Origin of the sequence: Roseibium denhamense (assembly GCF_009711415.1) — a bacterium.
In the GTDB taxonomy this organism is placed as follows: Bacteria; Pseudomonadota; Alphaproteobacteria; order Rhizobiales; family Stappiaceae; genus Roseibium; species Roseibium denhamense.
Genome location: NZ_SMLZ01000112.1, coordinates 85,158 through 102,719, shown reverse-complemented (window position 1 = coordinate 102,719; position 17,562 = coordinate 85,158). Strand labels below are relative to the sequence as shown.

General features: G+C 57.6%; 14 protein-coding genes and 1 tRNA gene. 4 read left to right on the top strand and 11 right to left on the bottom strand.

All coding sequences use genetic code 11. The features are described 5' to 3' along the window. The first annotated feature begins 22 nt into the window (after positions 1-22). On the top strand, positions 23-1,636 hold the full coding sequence (locus E1180_RS15795) for a tetratricopeptide repeat protein (protein WP_155192370.1): 1,614 nt from the start codon (positions 23-25) through the stop codon (positions 1,634-1,636). Positions 1,637-2,135: 499 nt separating this feature from the next. On the opposite strand, the gene E1180_RS15790 is transcribed toward E1180_RS15795, so the two are convergent. The 4 genes from E1180_RS15790 to E1180_RS22525 form a co-directional block, all read right to left on the bottom strand. Beyond that, positions 2,136-3,011 (bottom strand): ImmA/IrrE family metallo-endopeptidase, encoded by an 876-nt coding sequence (locus E1180_RS15790; protein ID WP_155192368.1) that lies wholly within the window; start codon positions 3,009-3,011, stop codon positions 2,136-2,138. Then, positions 3,008-3,325, bottom strand: a complete 318-nt coding sequence (locus tag E1180_RS22255; RefSeq protein WP_208997180.1) for a transposase — start codon at positions 3,323-3,325, stop codon at positions 3,008-3,010. The genes E1180_RS15790 and E1180_RS22255 overlap by 4 nt, the downstream gene beginning before the upstream one ends. Positions 3,326-4,195: 870 nt before the next feature. After that, positions 4,196-4,528 (bottom strand): hypothetical protein, encoded by a 333-nt coding sequence (locus E1180_RS22530; protein WP_244314087.1) that lies wholly within the window; start codon positions 4,526-4,528, stop codon positions 4,196-4,198. Between the two features lie 6 nt (positions 4,529-4,534). Beyond that, positions 4,535-5,038, bottom strand: a complete 504-nt coding sequence (locus tag E1180_RS22525) for a hypothetical protein (protein ID WP_244314086.1) — start codon at positions 5,036-5,038, stop codon at positions 4,535-4,537. Between the two features lie 259 nt (positions 5,039-5,297). Between E1180_RS22525 and E1180_RS22520 the strand changes: the two genes are divergently transcribed. After that, on the top strand, positions 5,298-5,723 hold the full coding sequence (locus E1180_RS22520) for a hypothetical protein (RefSeq protein ID WP_244314085.1): 426 nt from the start codon (positions 5,298-5,300) through the stop codon (positions 5,721-5,723). A 55-nt stretch (positions 5,724-5,778) separates the two neighbouring features. On the opposite strand, the gene E1180_RS15775 is transcribed toward E1180_RS22520, so the two are convergent. The 3 genes from E1180_RS15775 to E1180_RS15765 all read right to left on the bottom strand — a co-directional run bounded on the left by E1180_RS15775 (position 5,779) and on the right by E1180_RS15765 (position 7,230). Next, a complete protein-coding gene (locus E1180_RS15775) occupies positions 5,779-6,240 on the bottom strand; it encodes a plasmid mobilization protein (protein WP_425280923.1) in 462 nt (153 codons plus the stop codon). Next, on the bottom strand, positions 6,237-6,995 hold the full coding sequence (locus E1180_RS15770; protein WP_155192363.1) for a helix-turn-helix domain-containing protein: 759 nt from the start codon (positions 6,993-6,995) through the stop codon (positions 6,237-6,239). The genes E1180_RS15775 and E1180_RS15770 overlap by 4 nt, the downstream gene beginning before the upstream one ends. Before the next feature lie 158 nt (positions 6,996-7,153). Further along, positions 7,154-7,230: transfer RNA gene (locus E1180_RS15765), tRNA-Arg, on the bottom strand. Positions 7,231-7,712: 482 nt separating this feature from the next. Here E1180_RS15765 and E1180_RS15760 point away from each other — a divergent pair. Beyond that, entirely contained in the window at positions 7,713-9,269 is a 1,557-nt protein-coding gene (locus E1180_RS15760; RefSeq protein WP_155192361.1) for a cryptochrome/photolyase family protein, read from the top strand. Positions 9,270-9,610: 341 nt separating this feature from the next. Here E1180_RS15760 and E1180_RS15755 read toward each other — a convergent pair whose 3' ends face one another. Continuing rightward, the gene (locus E1180_RS15755) at positions 9,611-9,982 is read right to left on the bottom strand and encodes a septal ring lytic transglycosylase RlpA family protein (RefSeq protein ID WP_155192619.1); all 372 of its coding nucleotides are present in this window, start codon (positions 9,980-9,982) and stop codon (positions 9,611-9,613) included. A gap of 845 nt (positions 9,983-10,827) precedes the next feature. On the opposite strand from E1180_RS15755, the gene E1180_RS15750 reads away from it, so the two are divergent. Further along, on the top strand, positions 10,828-12,444 hold the full coding sequence (locus E1180_RS15750; protein WP_208997179.1) for an EAL domain-containing protein: 1,617 nt from the start codon (positions 10,828-10,830) through the stop codon (positions 12,442-12,444). 71 nt (positions 12,445-12,515) lie between these two features. Here E1180_RS15750 and gyrB read toward each other — a convergent pair whose 3' ends face one another. From gyrB to dnaN, 3 genes are all read right to left on the bottom strand, one after another. Further along, positions 12,516-14,969 (bottom strand): DNA topoisomerase (ATP-hydrolyzing) subunit B, encoded by a 2,454-nt coding sequence (gene gyrB / locus E1180_RS15745; RefSeq protein WP_155192357.1) that lies wholly within the window; start codon positions 14,967-14,969, stop codon positions 12,516-12,518. A 149-nt stretch (positions 14,970-15,118) separates the two neighbouring features. Continuing rightward, complete coding sequence (gene recF / locus E1180_RS15740; RefSeq protein ID WP_155192354.1) at positions 15,119-16,252, bottom strand: DNA replication/repair protein RecF; 1,134 nt, start codon at positions 16,250-16,252, stop codon at positions 15,119-15,121. A 37-nt stretch (positions 16,253-16,289) separates the two neighbouring features. After that, the gene (dnaN, locus tag E1180_RS15735) at positions 16,290-17,408 is read right to left on the bottom strand and encodes a DNA polymerase III subunit beta (RefSeq protein ID WP_155192352.1); all 1,119 of its coding nucleotides are present in this window, start codon (positions 17,406-17,408) and stop codon (positions 16,290-16,292) included. Positions 17,409-17,562 lie beyond the last annotated feature (154 nt).

The following is a 17,562-nucleotide window of genomic DNA, read 5'->3' as shown; positions in this document are numbered from 1 at the left end:
ACGGCGCAAGGAGTGAGTCACTGTGAACGATACGTTACCGTTGGAGCAGCTGAGAGGGTCCGACGAAGCGCCCGATCGTAAAATGATCGAGTCCCATCTCGCGCGTATCGTGCAAAGCTCAAAGTTCGCAGACACGACCCGCCTGAAGCGCTTTCTCAAACATATCGTGACCGAGGCGCTCGAGGGGCGGTCCGAAAGCCTCAAGGGCTATGCGCTCGGCGTCGATGTCTTCGACAAGCCATCGGACTTCGATCCCGGCACCGATACCATCGTTCGGGTCCAGGCAAGCAAGCTGCGCGCGCGGCTCGAGGCCTACTATGCGCAGGAGGGCAGCCGTGACCCGGTGCGTATCAAGCTGCCCAAGGGCCAGTATGTGCCGATCTTCGAGATCGCAGAGCGCGAGTTAGGCCCGGCGTCCCTTGCCCAGAGAGGCGATGCCCGTGTGTCCGTGGCGGTTATGCCCTTCGAAAACCTGAGCGAAGATCCATCCCTGCAGAATCTTGCCCTTGCGTTTAGCGTCGATATCCTGACGGCTCTGTCCCGGTTTCGCGAACTGCGGGTGCTCTCGCGCCACGTCACCTGGCGCTACATCGATGCGAGGCCAGAGCCCAAGGCACTCAGGGCAGACCTCGGTGTTGGGTACCTCGTCGAAGGCACCTACCGACGGACAGAGACCGCCGTTCGCGTCACCGTGCATCTGGTCTGCACCAGGACCGGCGACGCGGTCCTGTCGGAAAGCTTCGATCGGGATCTGTCGGCCCAGAGCCATTTCGAGATCCAGGACGATGTGGCCGGGCGGACGGCGGCGAAGATCGCAGCGCCCCACGGGATGATCCATCGCGTAGGCAGCTGGTGTTGCACCGAGACAGACAATCTGGATGCCTATGAAGCACGGCTCCTGGCCACCGAGTATTGGCGGGCGCCATCGCCCGAAGCGCACGCCCGTATCCAGTCGATGCTTGAACGCGCATTGGAACTCGATCCAGACTACGCTGGCGCTTGGGGTACCCTCGCCATCATCTATCTCGACACACTACGTCATGGGTACACCAAGGAAGAAAGTCCGACCTTGGACCGCGCCCTCGCAGCAGCCCAACGCGCGGTCGACCTTGATGCGTCCAACGCAACGGGTCTGCACGCCCTCTTTCTGATCCACCACATCCGGGGTAACCTTTCAGCCTTCGAAGAGGCCGCCCGACGCGCCGTGGAGGCGAACCCCAATTATCCCGATATGCTGGCGGACCTCTCGATCTGTCATGGGTTCGCGGGCGACGTCGCCGCGGCGCGTGCCGCGATCACTCGAGCGTTTGATCTTTGCCCGAACCCGCCCGGCTGGTTCCACGCAGCGACCTTGCTCGTCGAGTTCATCGAGGAGCGGTATGATCTGGCGCTGGAGGCGACGCGGAAGATTGGGGACGCCCTTTGGACAGGGCCCGAGCTCTATGAGGCCATTTGCCTCTCCCTGCTCGGACGCCTCGACGAAGCCGATGAATGCCTAAAGCAGTACATTGAGGCGTACGGCGATCCCATGGTCTTTCTGGAAGGCACATTCGAGATATTCGGTAAGCCCGCCTATCTCCAAGAGCGCATCCTCACGGCGCTTGAAGCGATACCGTCGGGACGGCGAACGGCTTGACGCCTGATATCAGATCCATCCAAGACGCATAGCTGCGACCACCCAATGTCTGGTGCAGTTCGCGACAGCGCCGCACCGGAAGCCATTGGCAGATCCACGCTCCCTGGCTGTTTCGATGAAGGTTTTTCGACGCGGGCCATAGTGCAACGTTTCGGTTTGGGCTGCCTGTGGCCCGCGTTGAAAAACCTTCATCCATGCGGTCACTCGCTGCACGTTCAACCAACGGCAGGAAGTGGCGCGTTCCGGCTGCTCGCTGAGGATTGAGCCTACGCCCAAACATGGGGCATGAGCAGACGGTCCATAGCTGCCGTTAGAGATGCGTTACAATTCAGCTTTCGAAGAAAAGGCGTTCGCCGCTGGGCGTCGGCGTTTGTTTAACTGACTAGCCAAAGGCTCGCCGTGAACTGCGTCGTTAAAGATCACGCCCTAAGAATAGCGCGATTATCCAGTTCTGGACAGACGAACACGAGAAGACCGTGGTTCTCTCCAAAAAGACTCTTCAGCGTCCGTATGCGTGCCGCGGCGTCCAACTATCTAGTAGCCGTTCCTCCTCGTTCTCTTCCTCTACATTTGTTTCGGGATCGCCATTACACGACAGGATTGTGAGCGTCCTGCCATAGCTACCGAGGCCGATGATTTCCTCGTCAAGACCCCTATCGCCGCTGCCGAACCAATGCTCCATCCGCGTCTGCACACAGAGCTCGTCAGAGCGGGTGACGCGGCCCGGATCGGCGCTGAACCGGCGCGTCGCGCTCTCCGGAACGGCATCGCCCTTCCTTAGCCACGAACGAGGCTTCAGGCGCTTGAATGCTGCGGACATGAACACGTGGCCGATCTTCCCCTGCTGGCTCATGACCATGGCAAATGGCTCGTCGCTGCACTCTGCGATGCGGATTGCGGACGACGTCAGCGACGTCTCCGCGTCCCGCGCCAAGGCTCGAACAGCTGCGAGGCCGTTCGGCGCCCGGTTCAGTAGGCGCCGCACGTGAGCGCGAGGCATCAGCAAGGATGCCGCGAAGTGATCGGCCTCAGTCTCAAACGGATCTCTCGACCTGCCGAAGCCAGCGCGGGATACGTGCATGCCAGCCGTCCCCATCCGGTCCCAGTGCCCGTCCACGAAGTAGTGGCCAAGCTCATGCGCGACGGTGAAGCGCTGGAATGCTCGGCTTCGGATGGTGGTCGAGTAAAAGATGATCGGTGGGTCCTGGAAGACCATTCCTCCGCTGACGCCCTCGACGTCGGCCGGTTTCGCGACGACTTCGATACATTCCTTCTCCGCAATCGCGAATGGGCAGATCGGCAGGTCAGTCTGCGCGGACTCTTGAACGACTTTCTGCGCTGCATTCGCGGCGAGTATCAGGCGAGGCGCGCTCATGACTTTCCACCTCGCTTGTCCGCCATCTGATCGATCAGTTGCTGAACGAACTCTCGGTCCTGGGATGTCAGCTTTTCCTCGTTACGGAACGCTGTCGTAGCACCCTCCATTGTCGCCGCCCGCCCGAGCCTCGCGAACAGGGCGTCGATCGCGCCGGCCGCGATCAGCGCCTTGCGGAAGTCCCAGAGCGTGTTCGCGTCCGGCACCGCGTCGCCCGGTCCGACCCCGCAGAACCGCATCCAGCTCAGCCGCTCCGCGACCAGGTACTCGGTCTGTGCCAACGAAAGACCGTGCATCGCCTGGAGCACGAGCATCCGAAACTCAGAACCGGATCGAACGCCGGGCGGCCACCCCTCGAGGTACCCCGCGATCCGAAGGCCCTGACCAGGTCCGGCCGGAAGATCTCGAAATCCACCGTCCCGCTGAGCTTCTCCAGCGGATCGCCATGTTCGGAGAGTTCCTGCAGCCGATGCTCGACATCGAAGACCCCAGCCTGTCGTCCCGCCATGCTTACCTCACCCGTTCTCGCCTCAATCCGACGGAATTACGATCGCCTCAACGGCGCCAGCCCGATATCCGGAGGTGTCCATGTTCTCAAATTGCCCGGTTAAGGCCCCCTCCGTTGAACTCGTCGGCATCAGCTCACAGTTTGCCCAAGCAAACTGTATTAGGGCTCGTTTGAGTGCGAAATCCTATTCGATGTAGCCACCCTCGTTAAGGGGAATCCTGACAGAGTTGCGCCTAAGGTTGGCCGTTACGCTGATGTCTACATATTCGTTGATGAGGTTCGTAGGGGAGCTGAGTCCTATGTCAGCCACTATTTTGTCCATTGGCGCTGGTATCAGGATTTTTGCTTTTTCAAACATCGCACCGTCGTTTTTTCCAGTTCTTTGATCAGTAAGTGCCATCATCATCTGAAAAACCTCAGACGTCAAAGCGGCCCTTGGTAGACATCGCAGCATCGGTCACTCTGGGCTCGTACCGGAAAACTGTTGCGCTCAGAATGAAAGTCCGGTGTGAGCCGAAATTCACCAACGGTATCAGAAAGATCAGCGTCAGCTTGCCAACCCATATATTAACCCGACATTCCGCTCCCAGGCTTTTTGTTGTCTTTGCAAAGGTGCACTGGTCAGAGAAATCTCGCCTATCGGTTTAACGCTCCATGTTGCGGCGCAGATCCGGCGCTATGGCTCTTTTCCGTAAACACTGCTGGGATTGTCTATGATCCTGCAAAGCGCGTCCACCGATCTGCCGGAGGACTCCGGCGCACTGAGCAAGTCGAGCAAGGCCTCGTTGAAGGCTCGTTGTGAGCTGATGGACCTGTCGAGCAACGTCTCGAGCTCGGTCAGCCGCTCTTCCAGTGAGCCGGTCGAGCGTCTTTCCAAGTGCTCCAGCTGAGCGGTCGAATGTTCGAAGGCGTTGGTCAATTGTTCGACCAAGCTCAGCAACCCGCGCTCGAGCGGCGTCAGGGTTTGCCGGGAAGGCAAGTTCGGTGAGGGGGGATTGGTTTCTGTCATGGGGCTTTACTTCGTTTCCTGGCAGATGAACCGCTCTGGTGTGCGCTGGCAGCGCTGATAGGTGCCGGTCTTTGTGTTGAAGATCAGGACCGGAAACTCTGAGAATGTCGCGTGATTGAATGCCGAGGCGATCAGCGCCCCTCTCAAGTGGCTCTCCAGGAAAAGGACACTGCCGAGGGTCAGGACGGCCGAGATCAGGACTGCCGTCGACAGCTTCAACATGCGGTTCTTCGTGGCTAGTTTCGCGTTTTGCTCCAAGCTCGTTTTCAGTTGAAAGAGCTGTTCCTCGCTCGACCTCAAGTGTCCTTCTAAGGTCGCGTTCAGTTTCTCTTGGGATGAGCGGATATCGTTGCTCATTGTAGAGCTTGCGCCTTTCAACATGCGCTCGATATTCGTCTCGGAGGTCTGAATGGCTTCGAGCAGCGAGGCGTTCTGATCCTCCTGGTGCATCTGCTCGATATTCTCGCTCAGCCGCTCTCTGAGCGGTCTTCTCTCTGGTCCAATCTGCATGGAAAATGTCTCCCTTGAGCCGCCAGCGTGTTTCGCTGTCCGGGTCCTTGACTGTGAGATAGGTTTTGCCCTGGCGGGGCAGTTCGAAGCCGGCACCTTCGAGCGCGGCGACCATGTCCGGCCGGGATGAGATGCAACCGGCCACGATCAGGTCTTCGAGCCAGTTTCGGATGTCCTCGCGGTCCTGGGCCCGAAGCTTCTTTTCCGGAAGCTGCTTGGTGTCCTGTGACCTGGCCGGATCTTGCGGATCGGCCCAGCCATGCTCTTTGTTGAGCATGTCGCGCAGAGCATCCATGGCCTTCTGGTAGCCGGGAGGAGCAATGTTCAGGCTCTTGCCCGACGTGAGTTCCATGCGCGGTGTGCAGAAATGCAATTCCACGCGGCCTTCATGGCTGTGCCGGACCCAGAGCATGTCGACCTGGTCGCGGTCCAGACCGGCAAAAGCGAGCTCGTCAAAGGCATCCATGACGGCCTGTTGCTGATGTTCGGTCGGATGATCGTCCTTATCGAAGCTGATCACACCCGCCCGGTACGTCCAGGCGTGCGGGCAAGCATCAATCAGCGCCCGGGTGTGGTCCGGATCGCCCGCCAGCACTTCCGGCAGCGGATCACGCGCCTTCATCAGGGGAACGCCTTCGTCGTCGCGCACGTGATCGCGATTGCCGTCGTAGGCGAGCACCTGTGACGCGATTAGGTAATCAACCGGCGCCGCACCACCGCCCTTGCCGCTTCGGAAGAGTTTAATCAGCATGATCCGCGTCCCGCCGTGTGTGGCTGGCGAGGAGGACCGACATTTGGCGCTCGATGCCGATCAGCTCGGCGAGCAGCTGCAGGCCTTCGATCTGGCGCATGTCGCCAGCGGCCTGGTCGGCGTTCACGGCACGGGCGATCTGGTTCAGGTTGGTGCCGATGCGGCTGAGCGCTGTCACAAGCTGCGGATCGGCCTGCGGCGTGGCACGGCGGCGAGGAGCCTTGATCTGCCCCAAGGCTCCGCGCAACAGCTCTGAGACGGAGATTTTGTCCGCGGCGGCGCGGCGCTTGAGATGTCTCTTTTCCTCCGTCGTACAGCGCATAACAACTGTCTCATCGAGACGGGCCGTTTGCGGTCCTGAGGGGTTCGAAGGGGAGGCGTGCCGCCCCTCGCAAGGTCCTGTGTCGTATGACACGGGTCGCCTTGCTCTTGTTAGATCCGCCGCAGTCATGCCGCTTGCCTGTAGGCTGTCTGGGAGGCGGTTTGGTGCGCGATTGCTGGCAGTCTGCTCAGGAAATACGACAGGCAGTCCTGCTCTTTTTCCGAGCCATCTTCCGGCGGCCAACGGCCAGGAAGTCGATACCAACCAGTTCCAGGCGACGCTGAGTTGAGATTGAAACGAACCAGGTCGGGTAGAGACTTCCTGGCAAGCCAAGCATTCCATTCCCGGATCATGTGACCGTGGCTGACGGGGACGTTGACGACGGGAACAGCACGGCCAGCGACGGCCTTCGCGCGCGCCTCACGCCCGTTAGGTTTTTTATTTATTTCTTTCTCTAAGTTTGGTGGACAGATTTGACCGCCTTTGCCGGACACATCTGACCGCCTTTCGGGACAGATCTGTCCGCCTTCAGCGTGGTTAAGGGGGACAGATTTGTCCGTCTTTTCCCGAAGCTGCGAGGCCTTTATGATCGAAGCGTCGGTAGGGCGATACTCCGTATTGTGCCCGACACCATTCCCGCGTTGAACGCCGAGCCATCCACCGATTTCGAGATCTCGGATGGCACGCTGGATGGATTTGACACTCTTGCCGGTTGCTTCGGCAATGGTCTTGTAGGACGGCCACGCCTTTCCGGTGTGGCCGTTTACATGTGCTGTCACGATGTAGAGCGCAACGCACTTGGCATTGTCGTTGATATTGGCATCACAGCTCAGCAGACGCAGCCACTGAAGTTTCACTTCCCGAAACGGACGACGCTCAGCCATGTGCGCCTCCCTGGAATAGCCTCGCTACCCGCAGACGCGCGGCGGTCGTGGCTAGGGAGAAAACGCGAACAAAGGTCGTTTCTCGTACATACTGCGAACAATGCTCGTTTTGAGCATCTTGCGGACTTTTATAAGTTCTTGAGTTTTCTGCGGATTTTTGGCGCACCCGAGAGGATTCGAACCTCTGACCTCTGCCTTCGGAGGGCAGCGCTCTATCCAGCTGAGCTACGGGTGCAGACGCGCGGGCGAGGAGCCTGCGTTCGATAGATGCGTCTGATACAAGATCCCGCGGCTGTCGGCAATCGCTTTCTGCAGATTTGGACAAGTAAGTCTTTGAGGCCGCGAAAGGGGTCTGTGTGCTTCTGGCGCAGAAGCGCAGCTGCATGGTCCGGCGCACCTAAATTCGCTGGATCTGCACCACAGGAAAGCCGCCGCACGCGCGAAAAAACAGGATTGCCTTGCCTGGCGCGAACGACGGCCACGCCGCTGATTGTGCAGGTTCCCACTCAGTTCCACGCAGTTAGGCCTGCCTGAGCGCCGATCCGGGCCGGAGTCGGCAAAAAGCCGATCCGCCTAGTGCCCGACGGTCTTCGCTGCGTAAAAGCTGTAAGGAGCCCGTTTAGAAAACCGGGGGTGGCGGCAGAAAATCCCACAAAAAGTGATAGGGCGTCGCCCGGTTTGCGTACCAGAGCTGTCATCAACAAACAAAAAGCCGTCATGTCTGGGACATCCAATACGCGCAACCTCATCCTGGTTCTGGGGGATCAATTGACACCCGCGCTTTCGAGCTTGCGCCAGGGGGCGCCGGACAAGGATCGTGTCCTCATGGTCGAGGTGATGGAAGAGGCAACATATGTACGCCATCACAAAAAGAAGATCGCGTTTCTTTTTTCCGCCATGCGCCACTTTGCCGACGAGCTGCGCGGCAATGGCTGGACGGTCGACTACGTCAAAATTGATGATGAGGGCAATCGCGGTAGCTTCCGGGAAGAAGTGTCCCGTGCGTGCGAGCGCTTGACCCCGGAGCGGCTGGTCGTAACGGAGCCGGGCGAATGGCGGGTGCTGGAGGATATGCGGGCCTGGGAAAACGACCTGGCGATCCGGCTCGATCTTCTCACCGACACACGCTTTTTCTGTTCAACCGATCGCTTCCGCGCGTGGGCGGACGGGCGCAAGCAGCTGCGCATGGAGATGTTTTATCGGGAAATGCGCAAGAAGACCGGACTTTTGATGGATGGCGGGAAGCCCGAAGGCGGTAAGTGGAATTATGATGCTGAGAACAGGAAGCCGGCAGCTCAAGACCTTTTCATGCCTGAGCCGAAGCGGTTTGCGCCTGATGCGATTACAAAAGAAGTGCTGAAGCTTGTCGAAGAGCGGTTCCCGGAACATTTCGGCACGCTGGAGCCTTTCTGGTTTGCAGTCACGCGATCTCAGGCCGAGGAAGCGTTTGACAGCTTTCTTAACGACGCCTTGGCTGATTTCGGAACCTATCAGGATGCCATGCTGGCCGGGGAGCGGTTCCTCTATCATTCGGTCATATCGGCATATCTGAATGCGGGTCTTCTGGATGCCCGGACCCTGTGCAGAAAAGTCGAGCAGGCTTATCAGGATGGACGGGCGCCGTTGAACGCTGTCGAGGGGTACATTCGTCAGGTCCTAGGATGGCGCGAATATGTCCGGGGTATTTATTGGCTCAAGATGCCGGACTACGTCGAAGAAAATGCCTTGGGCGCGTCACGGGATTTGCCTGAGTTTTATTGGACGGGAAAAACGCGCATGCGCTGCCTGTCTGAGGCGGTCAACCAGACAATCGAGGAAGCCTACGCCCACCATATCCAGCGTTTGATGGTGACCGGCAACTTCGCTTTGCTGGCCGGTGTAGAGCCTCAGCAGGTCCATGAATGGTATTTAATGGTCTACGCCGATGCATATGAATGGGTTGAGCTCCCAAATGTGCTTGGAATGAGCCAGTTTGCCGATGGAGGGCTGCTCGCCTCAAAACCTTACATGTCGGGCGGTAACTACATCAACAAGATGTCCGACTATTGCGGCAATTGCCATTTCGATGTCAAAGCAAAGACCGGTGACGGTGCTTGTCCGTTCAATGCCCTCTACTGGGATTTCCTTGCGCGAAACGCGAGCACCTTGAAAGGAAATCTGCGTCTGAACCAGGCTTATGCCACATGGCAGCGTATGGGCGGAGATAAACAGGATGCTTACCGGAAAAGCGCAGCGGAGTTTCTCAACCTATTGGATACTGGCCAAGACGTCTAGCGCCCCGGGTGCATCCTTGGCTTGCGCTGCGTGGCAGATTTCTGGGGTTATTTCAGTATCCAAAAAAAACGCGCAGCCACGAAGACTGCGCGAATAAAGTTACTGTGCACGTGGCCCCATCGACCACGGCGGCAACTCTAGCGATATCTCCTGGGAAAGTCATTACCGTAAAATATTTTATTTTTTGATTCACCGTAATGCGACTGATCGTTATTCATGCTGAATAAAATCGGCCCTTCAGTGTTCGGGCGGGAAAGTCATTTTTTTTCAAGCGCGTAAGCGCAAAGAAAATATGAATGGAACGTCACAAATTTCAGAATAATAAGGGTTGTTTTGAGTATTTATTGGCATTTATTACTAGGTAATTCGGCTGAATGACTGCCAAGGGTTACGACCCGCACGCGCGTTATCCCTTTTCTTTTGAAACCAAGCTCTTCCGCAGCCGCTTGCGTTACGTCAATAACCCTTCCTTTGGCAAATGGTCCGCGGTCGTTGATCCTTACTGTCACTGACCGGCCATTCGACAGGTTTACAACTTTGACTTTTGTTCCAAATGGAAGGGTCCGGTGCGCGGCCGTCATCGCTTCGGGATTAGCGCGCTCGCCGCTGGCGGTCATACTCGTCAAATTGTACCAGGAGGCCTTCCCGCATTGTTGAAAGGGCTCTGCGATGGCTGGCGTGGTTATGAAAGCACCGAAGGCGAATGCGATCATGACTAGAAATGGCGTTTTCGGTTTCAAAGTCTCTACCCGGTCATCGTTGGAACAGTTGGCGAGGTCATAGGTCTGGCTTTGGGCACACCCGCCAGATTCGTTTGCTGCTTGCGCCCTTCATACTCACGGTGCGTGATGAAAATATGGCTGGAAAGGCAAAACACAGACCTTACCTAGGGGAGTTAATTAAAAATTTAAGCAAAAAACAGAAGTAAAAATTAACATTTCATTAAGGATAAAAATTCGAACTCTTGTGGGTAGTTCTCAATCGCCAAGATTGGCAATTTTTATATGCTAATAATCTCCAAATAGTGAGGCGCGCGTATCTGTTTTGAGTTGAGCGTCATTCAAGCGGATATTGAAAGGGCGGTCTGGTGCAAGTCAGCCAACGGTTAGACAGCAGCCGGCGGGAAGCTTCCGGCTATGAAGACAGTATTACGCTGACGGCGTTCCATTCCTCCTTGCTGGAGGTGTTGCCCCATGCTGCGGCCTATGTCGGCCGCGATGGTAACATATTGGTACATAACAAACTTCTGAAGTCTATGTGCCGTTCGAATGATATGAGTCCGGTTCCGGTTTCCTTGCAATCCCTAATGGATGACGCAAGCTGGAAACGGTGCGGAAAGGCACTGTCGGCCTCATTCAACGGGGTCCCCTCCCAGATCACCGGCGCAATTTACTTAAAATCCGGTCAGTTGTTGTGTACTCATCTTTTGTGCACGTCTTTTGTTTCGTTCAGCAATGGTCATCGCGCAGTTCTGATCCAGTTCGAGACGGACGCGGTAGAACCAAAAGCTGTCGATGAACAACCGCAAGATTCCAGAAGGGATTTTGGACTGCGGGACTTGAATCAACTTCTCGCGGGCTTTCCCGATGAAGTGGTCATCCTGGAGCCGGACGATACACTCGAGCAACGGGCCGCAAAGCTGGTAACCGCTGCCCGGAGTGCCTACGATGTCAGCTTGGTGACAGAAGCGCTCCGGGATCTGCCTGCCGGGTCCACTCAAACACTTTACTTGCCCGAGCGGCAGGGCAAGGACAGTTCAGCCTTCCCTGTTGATCGCAGGATGTGTGAAATCCGTCTTGCTCCCCTGCCCCAAACCGGATCGGGCCGTGATCAGGATGCGCCCATGATGGCGATCTTGAGGAGAAATGTGGACTGCCCTTATGAAGTGGCGGAAAACCGGCGCCTTGCTTATCAGGATCCCCTGACCGGTCTTGCCAACCGCCGGTCTTTAACCCGGGCACTTGACCAGGAGCTGCAGCGCCTGCGCCTTGAACCTGAGTCCGGGCTTGCGATCATCTATATCGATCTGGATGAGTTCAAGAAGGTCAATGATCTCGGGGGTCACGATGCAGGCGATGACATGCTTTTGCGGGTTGCCGCATGCCTGACACTGACACTTGGTGAGTTTGGAACGGCAGCCCGGATCGGTGGTGATGAGTTCGCGGGTATGCTGCCCGTTGCCAGCAAGGAGGCGGCGCACGAGATCGCTGAACGGATCCTCGACGGCTTTGATAGGATCCGGCTGGAGATCGCCGATCGTGTCTTTACGATTGGTGGATCGATCGGTGTCGCGTACTTGGCCCCCGGCATTTCCTTGGATGATACCGACCCGGCATCCTTGCTGGCGATAGCGGACAGAGCCTGCCTACGCGGAAAACGATTCGGCGGCCGGTCTGTGCAGGTCCATTCCGTCGTTTCCGGCGACTGCGCCGCAAATGAAATGGCCCTGCGGGATTTGCCGGAACCGGGGAGTTTCCGGGCAAATGAGTTGGCACTTTACTCAATGCCGATCGTCTGTTTGCGGCGGCAGCAATTTTGCGGATCGGAAATATTGCTTCGCCTGCAGGGCGAGCGGGCAGAGGGATTGTCGTCACGTGCGTGGATCTCTGCTGCGGAACGCTCGGGCTTCATCGCCCAAGTGGACGCGTGGACCCTGGACAAGGTACTTGATGTCGCTGAACGCAGTCCAGTGCGGTCTTTGTTGACCATGAATGTTTCAGCTGAATCAGCGCGGGATCCGAATTTCAGGGATTGTTTGTTTAACCGGCTGAGCCCCAATCCTCTGCTTGCCTCGAAACTATGCCTGGAAATCGCTGAGAAGGATTTCCTGCGTGAACCTGTGACTGTTGAGAACTTCTTCCAGTTTGTTTCGGATCTCGGGTGTCAAACAGCCATCGACGATTTTGCAGGACATTGGCCCGTCTTGTCCCGCCTGACCGCATTGCGGGTGGATTGGTTGAAACTTGAAGCCAGTCTCACGCAGCAAGTGGTAGAAGCGCCAGCGAAAACCGCAATCTTGAGTGGTTTGGTGCGCGCAGCCCATGAGCTTGGGATCAAGGTGATTGCCAAGCATGTTGAGACAGCAGCAGAAGCATCCTTGTTGAAAGAGCTGAATGTGGAAGCCGCGCAGGGTTTCTATTTCGGACGTCCCGAGCCTTGGCCAGAGGCGTCGTAGCGAAGCGGTTCTGGTAATAAAAAAGCGGCGAAAATCTCGCCGCTTTTTTTGATCGCTTGATTACATGTGTGTCAGATGTCCAGGTTAGCCACAGACAGCGCGTTGTCTTGAATGAACTCACGCCGCGGATCCACTTCATCACCCATCAGTTTTGTGAAGATGTCATCCGCGTCATCGGCTTCCTTGACCTTGACCTGCAGAAGCGACCGGACGTTCGGGTCAAGGGTCGTTTCCCAGAGCTGATCAGGGTTCATCTCACCCAGCCCTTTATAGCGTTGTAGCGAGATCCCCTTCTGCCCGAACGCATAGACTTGCTGCAGCATGGCCCGCGGGCCGCGGATTTCCGTTGGTGTGTCTTTGCGGCGCAAAATTGCCGCCTTGCCATAGACTTCGTTCAAGTGTTCCGCATGAGCTGCAAGCCGGCGCGCGTCAGAGGAGCCCAGCAGGGCTGGGTCAATCGTTGCGGCCTCTTCGACGCCTCTCACGGTGCGTTTGAAGACGAGGCTTCCATCGTCCCGCGCTTCACCGGTCCAGCCGCGTTCAAACTCATCTGCGAGGATATCCAGCCGCCGGGCAATGTAAGCGGCGGCCTCATTCGCTTTTTCCTGATCATCGAGGATGTCTGTGTTGAGAGCCCCTGCAATCGCCGCCTGCTCAACCACATCGCGGTTGTAGCGCGAGTGGAGTCCGTCGAAGATATCGGAAATGGTCCGTGCCGTTTCAACGACCGCCAGAAGGTCCTGGCCGGTCCGGACTTCGCCGCCGGAAAGGGTCAGCGAAGCATCGTCGAGGCCCTGGCCAATCAGATAATCCTCTAGCGCCTTCTGATCCTTCAGATACTGTTCCGATTGGCCGCGTTTGACTTTGTAAAGCGGCGGCTGAGCAATGTAGACGTAACCGTTTTCGATCAAGTCCGGCATCTGCCGGAAGAAGAAAGTCAGAAGCAGTGTGCGGATGTGTGCACCATCGACATCAGCATCGGTCATGATGATGATCTTGTGATAGCGCAACTTCTCGATATTGAACTCTTCTTTGCCGATTCCGGTTCCAAGTGCCGTAATCAGGGTGCCGATCTCGTTCGAGGACAGCATCTTGTCAAAACGGGCGCGTTCAACGTTCAGGATCTTGCCCCGCAAGGGAAGCACAGCCTGGTTTTCGCGGTGGCGGCCCTGTTTCGCAGAGCCGCCCGCAGAGTCACCCTCCACCAGGAAGAGTTCGGCTTTGGAGGCGTCCCGCTCCTGGCAATCGGCCAGTTTGCCGGGCAGCGAGGCAACATCGAGCGCCCCTTTCCGCCGCGTGAGTTCACGGGCCCGCCGGGCGGCTTCACGTGCGGATGCGGCCTCGACAACCTTGGAGACAATCGTTTTGGCAGGTGCCGGATTTTCCTCAAGCCATTCGCTGAGCGTCTGCGAAATCAGGTTTTCGACCACCGGACGCACCTCGGACGAGACGAGTTTGTCTTTGGTCTGAGAGGAGAATTTCGGGTCCGGCACTTTGACTGACAGGACACAGGTCAAGCCCTCGCGGCAATCGTCACCCGACAGAGAGACCTTTTCCTTTTTCATCAGGCCGGTGGCTTCAGCATAGCCTGTCACCTGACGCGTGAGCGCTGCCCGGAAGCCGGCCAGGTGTGTGCCGCCATCGCGTTGCGGAATGTTATTGGTAAAGCACAGAACCTGCTCGTGGTAGCTGTCGTTCCACCACATGGCGGCTTCGACCGTTATCCCGTCCTTTTCAGCACGCACACTGATGGGGTTTTCGATCAGGGGATGCTTGGCGCGGTCCAGATACTGAACAAAGGCTTCAAGCCCGCCCTCGTAGAAGAGCTCTTCGACCACATCCTCGACACCGCGCTTGTCGGTCAAGATGATACGGACGCCTGAATTCAGGAAGGCGAGTTCCCGCAGCCGGTGCTCCAGCGTGCTGAAGTCGAACTCGGTCTTGGTGAACGTTTGAGGGGAGGGCAGGAAGGTAACTTCCGTCCCCTTTTTGCCGTTCGCGGGGCCGACGACGCTCAGCGGACCTTGCGCGTCACCGTGGGCAAAAGTCATGTGGTGTTCTTGGTCGTTCCGCCAGATTCTCAGGTCCAGCTGCGTGGACAGCGCATTCACAACGGAAACGCCGACGCCGTGCAGCCCGCCGGAAACCTTGTAGGAATTCTGGTCGAACTTACCGCCGGCATGAAGCTGGGTCATGATGACCTCGGCCGCTGAAACGCCTTCCTCGGCGTGCATGTCGGTCGGAATGCCGCGGCCATTGTCTGAAACGGTTACAGACCCGTCCGGGTTCAACGTCACTGTCACATGGTCCGCGTGTCCGGCGAGCGCCTCGTCGATCGCGTTGTCAACCACCTCGTAGACCATGTGGTGCAAGCCAGAACCGTCATCGGTGTCGCCGATATACATTCCAGGACGTTTGCGCACCGCATCGAGGCCTTTCAGGACCTTGATCGAATCTGCGCCATACTCACCACCGGCAGTCTGTTCCGGAGTGAGGGTCGGTTCGGACGTGGACGTGTCGCTCATGCGAATCAATCACCAATCGGTTTATCTGTTTCTCCCCGTTATACGGGGTTCCAGCGGGGGTTCAACCACCGGCGTGCCAACGCCAAGCCGGCGAAGGGAATATGGTGGAAAACCACAAGATTCTGGCGGATTTAAGGGGTGCTGGCGGTTCACAAGCGCTGGGCGGAATGATCGCGTATTTCAAACAGCTCCGACCCGCCCGGCAGGGCTTCAAAAAGAGCGGTGTCTGTCCCGGTCATGAAGACCTGACCACCCAATACATCAAGCTTGTCAAAAAGCGCCGCCCGCCGGTCCGGATCGAGGTGGGCGGCAACTTCGTCCAGCAGCAGCACCGGCGTCATGCCCGATACCTTTGCCGTTAGTTCCGCATGGGCAAGGATCAGCCCTATCAAGAGAGCCTTTTGTTCCCCGGTCGAGGATTGAGCCGCCGGCATGTTCTTGGCCAAGTGGACCACTTTCAGGTCGCTCAGGTGCGGGCCAGTCAATGTCCGTCCGGCAGCGCGGTCCCGGTACCGGCCAGAGCGCAGGAGGTGTCTGTAGTGGTCTTCCTGGTCAGAGGCGGGAAGGCCGGCCATTTCGGTTTCGTAGGCCCCTTCGAGAGTGACTGCTGCTGTGGGAAACGGCGTGCAGGCCTCTTCTGCTTGGGCTTTGAGCATTTTGCCAAGCAAATCGACGGTCTCAAGCCGGGCCAGAGAGACTGCTGCGCCCAGTTCGGCCACCTGCTGTTCAAGTGCCGTTAGGTAGGCATCGTCTCCGCCGTTTTCCAAAAGCCGGTTTCTTTGGCGCAGGGACGTTTCAAAGTCGCCAACACGGCGGCCATGGCCGGGGTCGAGTGCGAGCGTCAGGCGGTCGAGAAAACGCCGCCGGTCAGAGGCCCCGCCGGTGAACAGGCCATCCATGGATGGGACCAGCCAGAGAACCCGCATGTAATCCAGCAGGCTTTCGGAGCCTTTGACATCTTGTCCGTCGATGCGGACTTTCCGGCCCGAGGTGCCGGAAATCAGCCCGGTGCCGATCTTTGTCTCGAGACCGTCCAGGAGAACGGTCGCGGCAACACTCCAGCCCCCGTCGCCGCCACTTCTTGCGATATCGGCCAGGGCCGCCCGGCGCAGGCCCCGGCCGGCGGTCAGAAATGACACCGCCTCCAGAATATTGGTTTTACCTGCGCCGTTGGGACCAACAAAGGCGATCAGTTTTGCCGCCATTGAAAGCGTGAGCGTCTCGTAGTTTCGGAAGCCGGTCAGTGTCAAACGGCTCAGCTGCGCCGACCGGAAGTCCGTCATGAGCCTGTTTCCAGAACAGTTTGAGCGTTCGCGCAGATCACACGCGCATTGGCATCAGGACGAACAGGCAATCATCGACCGTATTGTCCTGTATGAGCGTGGGCGATCCTGAATCTGCCAAACGGAACAGAGCTGTATCGCTGCTGAGCTGATTGGCGATATCCAGAAGGTACTTGGAGTTAAACCCGATATCGAGTGAGTCAGACCCATACTCAACCGCCAATTCTTCGGTCGCACTGCCGGAATCCGGATTGTTCACCGTCAAGACCATGCGGCCATCGGACAACGAAATCTTCACCGCGCGGCCACGTTCGGAGGAAATCGTCGAAACTCGATCAACAGCCTCCTTGAACTCGTCCCGGTCGACCCGCATTTCCTTGTCATTGCCTTGCGGGATAACGCGGCCATAGTCGGGAAATGTGCCGTCGATGAGTTTCGAGGTCAGGATAATCGGACCTGTCGTCAGCCGGATCTTTGTGTCCGACAGCTCGATCTGAACGTCGGCGTCCGGCGTTTCCAGAAGCTTCTGGATCTCGCCGACTGTTTTCCGGGGCACAATTATGCCCGGCATTCCAGAGGATCCGGAAGGTGCGGGCACCTCAGCCTGGGCCAGGCGGTGGCCATCTGTTGCCACAGCGCGGAACTGCTGTTCGTTTGTCCCGTCAACAGTGTGCAGGTAGATACCGTTCAGATAATAGCGCGTCTCTTCGGTCGAAATCGCAAACTGCGTGGTATCGATCAGCTTGCGGATATCTGCAGCTGTCAATGAAAAGCCATGGCTGAACTCACCGGCTGTGAGGTCCGGGAAATCGGCTTCTGGCAACATCTGCAGCGTAAACCGGGATCTGCCGGCGCGGATTTCCAGCGTGCTTTCATCACCGGTTGTTTCCAGAACCACCTGTGAACCCTCGGGCAGTTTCCGGACGATATCGTAAAACATATGGGCGGGAACCGTAGTGGCTCCTGGCATTTCAACCAAGGCCGGCACCGTCTCGATGATTTCGAGATCCAAGTCCGTGGCCTTGAGGTTCAGTGCTCCGCCGTCAGCCCTTAGCAGAACGTTTGACAGAATGGGTATTGTATTTCGGCGCTCGACCACCCTGTGAACGTGGGTCAAGGACTTGAGGAGGTCGGTCCGCTCGAGGGTCGCTTTCATACACTCGTTCCGTACTGATGAAAGGCCGGACAGAACTGTCCGGCAAATAATGCTGTTTTTCCGCTCGTAAGCGGGGCACCGACACTGCCCTTAACAGCTGTCAAAAGCAAGGGGGCGTCCATTCAGAACGCCCCCAAAAACCGTAGAAAATCGG